The organism is Capnocytophaga sputigena (genome assembly GCF_900446695.1).
GTDB lineage: Bacteria > Bacteroidota > Bacteroidia > Flavobacteriales > Flavobacteriaceae > Capnocytophaga > Capnocytophaga sputigena.
This window is the reverse complement of record NZ_UAVP01000005.1, coordinates 1-7165: the sequence shown is the minus strand read 5'-3', so window position 1 is coordinate 7165 and position 7165 is coordinate 1. Positions and strand designations below refer to the sequence as shown.

The 7165-nt window shown below is 43.2% G+C and carries 3 protein-coding genes, 2 tRNA genes, 3 rRNA genes and 1 pseudogene; 4 read left to right on the top strand and 5 right to left on the bottom strand.

The annotated features are described in order from the left end of the window. From DR017_RS14160 to DR017_RS03890, 4 genes and pseudogenes are all read left to right on the top strand, one after another. Positions 1-198, top strand: a pseudogene (locus DR017_RS14160) (hypothetical protein); the annotation flags it as partial. A gap of 51 nt (positions 199-249) precedes the next feature. Next, positions 250-465, top strand: a complete 216-nt coding sequence (locus tag DR017_RS14155) for a hypothetical protein (RefSeq protein WP_174888848.1) — start codon at positions 250-252, stop codon at positions 463-465. Between the two features lie 63 nt (positions 466-528). Continuing rightward, on the top strand, positions 529-1311 hold the full coding sequence (locus tag DR017_RS03895; protein ID WP_002682141.1) for a hypothetical protein: 783 nt from the start codon (positions 529-531) through the stop codon (positions 1309-1311). Between the two features lie 25 nt (positions 1312-1336). Continuing rightward, positions 1337-1963, top strand: coding sequence for a hypothetical protein (locus DR017_RS03890; protein WP_050772820.1), 627 nt, complete (start codon positions 1337-1339; stop codon positions 1961-1963). 139 nt (positions 1964-2102) lie between these two features. Here DR017_RS03890 and rrf read toward each other — a convergent pair. The 5 genes from rrf to DR017_RS03865 all read right to left on the bottom strand — a co-directional run. Continuing rightward, positions 2103-2212 (bottom strand): 5S ribosomal RNA (gene rrf, locus DR017_RS03885). Between the two features lie 183 nt (positions 2213-2395). Continuing rightward, positions 2396-5239 (bottom strand): 23S ribosomal RNA (locus DR017_RS03880). A 154-nt stretch (positions 5240-5393) separates the two neighbouring features. Beyond that, a tRNA-Ala gene (locus tag DR017_RS03875) sits at positions 5394-5467 on the bottom strand. Between the two features lie 88 nt (positions 5468-5555). Next, a tRNA-Ile gene (locus DR017_RS03870) sits at positions 5556-5629 on the bottom strand. 70 nt (positions 5630-5699) lie between these two features. After that, a 16S ribosomal RNA gene (locus DR017_RS03865) occupies positions 5700-7165 on the bottom strand; the annotation flags it as partial.

Below are 7165 nucleotides of genomic sequence, written 5' to 3'. Positions count from 1 at the left end.
GCGAAAAGTTTTCATCAATTCGTACAAAAATGGACATCTTGCCAAACAAGAAATTTGTACTACGAGAATGGAAACAAGGAATTTTTATTCTTTGACGAACAAGGGAATATAATTGAAAAACAATACTTTGAAATCAAACCTTACCAAGGGTTTGAGCTGCTATACACTGTTTTCTACAAGTACTTTGATGTAAAGTAGAGCGTACTCAAATTAACGAAGATTTTAAAGAGGTCATTGTCTGTAAAGACATTGTCCACGAAGAAGATCCTCTCTGTAATAAGAGAAGGTTATGATAGACATAGGTACAATTTGTTCATCGACAAGTTATTTTCTTATGCCCTATACGATAAAAATAGTGATGAGATGGAGAGATTTGTGCGTACTTATCTTACTAATGGAGAAATGGGAACTGTTTTCTATAGAAATGGCACTCCTGAATATATCGTAAGAAAGAATGTACTATAGTAGAAAATTAGTACATTTGCAAACGTTAAAAAAAAATCAAAGGCAATAAAAAACTTAAATTATATGTACACACAAGCATTCAAAGAGGCAGTAGCCTACTGCAAAGCCAACAATCTATTTGTAGGGTATGGCAACCCTAATGGTAAAGTTTTAGTAATCGGCAAAGAAGCTGCACACATTCCCCAAGAAGAGACTACCGAAAATTTAGAAAAGAAGAAAGAAGAGCTCTTCCAAAGTAATGTATCTCAATGGGAACACATACTCTCTACCAATGAAGTACCTAACTACGATGGTCAACGCCCCATCTCTCACGAAAATCCCTTATATGCTTATGGCAATCAGTTTAACAAAAGGGATATAAGGAAAGAAGAAAAACCTTACAATGGTGGCACAAGTAGCACCTATCTAAACTACGAAAAACTTTACGAACAGCTATTTTTACAAGGAGAAAAACTTGAGAAAATCAATTTTCAAAAAGAGTTTTTCATCACCGAGTTCAGCGACTACCCTACTAAGGAAAGTTACAAGAGTGAGGAAATAGAAGCCCTTAGAAAACAGTCTATAGAAGAGCGTAAACCTCTCTTTGCAATGCCTTTTTTCAAAGAATTCCCTATTGTAATTGTTGCAGCCAATGATTATCCAAAACATTACCAAATAGACTTAGAACTAACATTTAATGTAAAATGGGAGGGAAAAACAACAGAAGTAGGTAATAAAAATTGGTATAACTTACATTTTAGTAAGGACAACAAACGTATTCTTATTCATACTCGGCAATTAAGCAATGGAGTTAGCAATGAACTTATTACTGCTATTGCGAATGAGGCTAAGAAGTTTTTAAAGTAAAAATTAATCTTAAAACTATTAGAAAATGAGTGATAGTATCAGAACAAAAGAAGAAATGTTTGATAGTTTGATAAGCATTATCAAATCAAAAAGATTTAAAAGAAAATTAGCTAAACTCAACGACAATTTTTTTAACCTAAAACAAGAACTCCACATCAGAGATCTATTGTTAGCTCTTTTCAACAAGTATCATAGTCAAAAAGGAGTCAGAGCCATAGCGGAACACCCTCGCTTAGAAAAAGAGAAAACTACAAGAGAAGAACGAACCTCCTACACCCGCGTTGATTTATCTTTAGTTGACGAAAATTTCCCTAAAAATCCTTTTAAAATAGAGTTAAAATATCATTTCCCTAAAGATAAAGGAGGTTTTTCAGAGTACCAAGAATCTATTCAAAAACACTTTGAAAATAGAAATAGTAATGGATTTATACTCATTGTTTGTGACAGCGACAAAGATTTAAGAAAGAAGTTTGAAGAAAGATGGGATGTTGACACTATATTTCCAAAGTTATCCAAGGAAGATAACATCTGGAAAGAAAATCTTGAAGATAAGTTTAAGAACACTGCTGATTCTCAAGCTTATTTTTTTGAAATCACCATAGAAAAACCTTTCAAAACCACTTATCACTTCTTTATCTTAGAAAGGAAATAATAAAACTTCCTACAAAGCAAAAAAACTCCCCAAGGCATAATGCCTTGGGGAGTTTTTACTTATTATCTTTTCTATTTGTTCAATTCATCATAATTCACAATAAAAAAAGAGCAACTCTTTATCAGAATTGCTCTTTATAAGAAGGCGGCGACATACTCTCCCACGTGACCGTAGTACCATCTGCGCTAAAAGGTTTAACTGCTCTGTTCGGAATGGTAAGAGGTGAGACCTTTGACTATAACCACCTTAAACTTTTTAGGTGTTAGGGGTTAGGGATTAGGTTTCAGGGGAATCCCTGATGCCTATAACCTACAACCTGTAACCTTATTTTTTTAACATATAGGGATAAAAAACATATTTTTCAATTAACAATTGATAATTAATAATTAACAATTGTTGTGACTAAGATTTTTGTAAAAAAGAATCTCTACGCGCGAAAAGTCTACGGGTGATTAGTATTACTCGGCTATGATGTTACCACCGTTACACCTGTAACCTATCAACGTGGTCATCTCCCACGACCCTTAAAAGAAATCTCATCTTGTGGCGGGTTTCGTACTTATATGCTTTCAGCACTTATCCCATCCGCACTTAGCTACTCTGCTATGCCCTTGGCAAGACAACAGATACACCAGAGGTGCGTCCAACTCGGTCCTCTCGTACTAGAGTCAGATCCACGCAAATTTCTAACGCCCACAGTAGATAGAGACCGAACTGTCTCACGACGTTCTGAACCCAGCTCGCGTGCCACTTTAATGGGCGAACAGCCCAACCCTTGGGACCTTCTCCAGCCCCAGGATGTGACGAGCCGACATCGAGGTGCCAAACCCCCCCGTCGATGTGAGCTCTTGGGGGAGATCAGCCTGTTATCCCCGGCGTACCTTTTATCCTTTGAGCGATGGCCCTTCCATACGGAACCACCGGATCACTATGCTCTACTTTCGTACCTGATCGACTTGTGGGTCTCTCAGTCAAGCTCCCTTATGCCATTGCACTCTACGCACGGTTACCAAGCGTGCTGAGGGAACCTTTAGAAGCCTCCGTTACTCTTTTGGAGGCGACCACCCCAGTCAAACTACCCTCCACGAATTGTCCCCTGCTCCTAGCAGGGTTAGACCTCAGATAAGCAAAGGGTGGTATTTCAACAATGACTCCACAACTACCGGAATAGCCGCTTCTTAGTCTCCCACCTATCCTACGCATCACTTATCCAAGACCAATACGAAGATATAGTAAAGGTGCACAGGGTCTTTTCGTCCCACTGCGGGTAATCGGCATCTTCACCGATACTACAATTTCACCGAGCTCATGGCCGAGACAGTGTCCAAATCGTTACACCATTCGTGCAGGTCGGAACTTACCCGACAAGGAATTTCGCTACCTTAGGACCGTTATAGTTACGGCCGCCGTTTACTGGGGCTTCAATTCAAACCTTCGCTTACGCTAAGCTCTCCTCTTAACCTTCCAGCACCGGGCAGGTGTCAGACCCTATACCTCATCTTTCGATTTTGCAGAGTCCTGTGTTTTTGATAAACAGTCGCTTGGACCTTTTCACTGCGGCCTATCGCTAGATAGGCGACCTTTCTCCCGAAGTTACAGGTCTATTTTGCCTAGTTCCTTAGCCATGAATCTCTCGAGCGCCTTAGAATTCTCATCCCAATCACCTGTGTCGGTTTACGGTACGGGCATTAATCTTCGCTTTTCTTGGAAACGTTGTCGCCACTCTCACATCAGCCGAAGCCTCAGTGTACTTTTGAAGTCATAACAACTCCTTAAACGTACTATTCCGTCAGTACGCGGTAGCTATCTCATTCCGTCACTTTTAGTAGATTAATGGTACAGGAATATTAACCTGTTGTACATCCACTACCCCTACTCGGGTTCGCGTTAGTCCCCGACTAACCCTCAGCTGATTAGCATAGCTGAGGAAACCTTGATCTTTCGGCGGGCAGGTTTCTCGCCTGCCTTATCGTTACTTATGCCTACATTTTCTTTTCTATTAGGCTCCACTATGGCTCACGCCTTTAGCTTCAACGCCAATAGAATGCTCCCCTACCGGTATATTACTTATGTAATAACCCCATAGCTTCGGTAATATGCTTATGCCCGTTTATTATCCATGCCCAACCGCTCGACTAGTGAGCTGTTACGCACTCTTTAAATGTATGGCTGCTTCCAAGCCAACATCCTAGCTGTCAGTGCAGTCAGACCGCGTTTGGTCAACTTAGCATATATTTGGGGACCTTAGCTGATGGTCCGGGTTCTTTCCCTCTCGGATATGGACCTTAGCACCCATACCCTCACTGCTGATGAGCATTTAATAGCATTCGGAGTTTGTCAGGAATTGGTAGGCGATGAAACCCCCGCATCCAATCAGTAGCTCTACCTCTATTAAACTCACATCAACGCTGCACCTAAATGCATTTCGGGGAGTACGAGCTATTTCCCAGTTTGATTGGCCTTTCACCCCTACCCTCAGGTCATCCGAAGTCTTTTCAACGACAACCAGTTCGGTCCTCCACGCTGTGTTACCAGCGCTTCAACCTGCCCAAGGGTAGATCACCAGGTTTCGCGTCTACTACTACCAACTATTGTCGCCCTATTCAGACTCGCTTTCGCTGCGGATTCGTATCTGAAATACTTATCCTCGCTGGTAACAGTAACTCGTAGGCCTCATTATGCAAAAGGCACGCCCGTCACAGCCTAAGCTGCTCCGACCGCTTGTAGGCGTATGGTTTCAGGGTCTATTTCACTCCGTTATTCACGGTTCTTTTCACCTTTCCCTCACGGTACTAGTTCACTATCGGTCTCTCAGGAGTATTTAGCCTTACCGGATGGTCCCGGTGGATTCAGTCAAGGTTCCACGTGCCCCGACCTACTCAGGATACCCATAAGATTTATAAACTGTGCCTATACGAGACTATCACTCTCTATGGTGTGTCTTTCCAAACACTTCTAATCCAGCTTTACAACCTATATCTGGGTCCTACAACCCCCATATTGCCGTAACAATATGGGTTTGGGCTGTTCCCATTTCGCTCGCCACTACTTTGGGAATCACTTTTGTTTTCTTCTCCTCCGCCTACTTAGATGTTTCAGTTCAGCGGGTTTGCCCATCTTTACGATGTAGTACATCTTCAATGTACTGGGTTGCCCCATTCGGATATTTGCGTATCAACTCGTATGTGCCAATCCACGCAACTTTTCGCAGCTTATCACGTCCTCTTCGCCTCTGAGAGCCTAGGCATCCCCCATACGCCCTTACATAACTTTTCGCGCTTGTAGTTTTATTCAATTAACAATTAACAATTATCAATTAAATAAATACCTCGTTCTCTTTGATTCTTTTTAATATTTTTCGTTAGATTATCAATAATCTATTATTGATCTCTTATGCTCTTTATCCCAATATGTCAATGTACTGTTGTTGTGGAGAATAAGGGATTCGAACCCTTGACCCCCTGCGTGCAAGGCAGGTGCTCTAGCCAGCTGAGCTAATTCCCCGTGCTTAATGACGAGTTACGAATTACGAATTACGATTTATGCTATTCGTCTCTCTTCAGCTTCTAGAATTTCCTTCTTTAGCTTATTGTAGTCCCAGGCAGACTCGAACTGCCGACCTCTACATTATCAGTGTAGCGCTCTAACCAGCTGAGCTATGAGACTGCTTATTTTTTGTTGTCAGCAAGATTTAAAGAATGAGTTAGTCCGATGTTCAATTATCGGTCATCTCTAGAAAGGAGGTGTTCCAGCCGCACCTTCCGGTACGGCTACCTTGTTACGACTTAGCCCCAGTCACTAGTTTTACCCTAAACAGCTCCTCGCGGTGACCGTCTTCAGGTACCCCCAGCTTCCATGGCTTGACGGGCGGTGTGTACAAGGCCCGGGAACGTATTCACCGGATCATGGCTGATATCCGATTACTAGCGATTCCAGCTTCACGGAGTCGAGTTGCAGACTCCGATCCGAACTGTGACCGTCTTTATAGATTCGCTCCTGCTCGCGCAGTGGCTGCTCTCTGTAACGGCCATTGTAGCACGTGTGTAGCCCAAGATGTAAGGGCCGTGATGATTTGACGTCATCCCCACCTTCCTCACGGTTTGCACCGGCAGTCCCACTAGAGGGCTCGACTTGACTCGTTAGCAACTAATGGCAGGGGTTGCGCTCGTTATAGGACTTAACCTGACACCTCACGGCACGAGCTGACGACAACCATGCAGCACCTTGAAAACTGTCCGAAGAAGGAGGTATCTCTACCTCTGTCAGTTCCCATTTAAACCTTGGTAAGGTTCCTCGCGTATCATCGAATTAAACCACATGCTCCACCGCTTGTGCGGGCCCCCGTCAATTCCTTTGAGTTTCACACTTGCGTGCGTACTCCCCAGGTGGGATACTTATCACTTTCGCTTAGCCACTCAGATTGCTCCAAACAGCTAGTATCCATCGTTTACAGCATGGACTACCAGGGTATCTAATCCTGTTCGCTCCCCACGCTTTCGTCCATCAGCGTCAATAAATTGTTAGTAATATGCCTCGCTATCGGTGTTCTGTGTAATATCTAAGCATTTCACCGCTACACTACACATTCCAACTACTTCACAATCATTCAAGACTGACAGTTTCAAAGGCAGTTGCTTAGTTGAGCTAAGCGCTTTCACCTCTGACTTATCAGCCCGCCTACGGACCCTTTAAACCCAATGATTCCGGATAACGCTCGCATCCTCCGTATTACCGCGGCTGCTGGCACGGAGTTAGCCGATGCTTATTCGTAAGGTACCGTCATCAAAGTACACGTACTCCTTATTCTTCCCTTACAAAAGCAGTTTACAATCCATAGGACCTTCATCCTGCACGCGGCATGGCTGGATCAGTCTTCCGACCATTGTCCAATATTCCTCACTGCTGCTCCCGTAGGAGTCTGGTCCGTATCTCAGTACCAGTGTGGGGACATCCCTCTCAGAACCCCTATCTATCGTCGCCTTGGGGAGCCGTTACCTCTCCAACTAGCTAATAGAACGCATACTCATCTTTCACCACCGTAGCTTTAATATAAAAACGATGCCGCTCCTATATACCATTAGGTATTAATCCAAATTTCTTCGGGCTATCCCTATGTGAAAGGCAGATTGTATACGCGTTACGCACCCGTGCGCCGGTTTTGGTTACCCGAAGGTAACCTCTCCCTCGACTTGCATGTGTTAG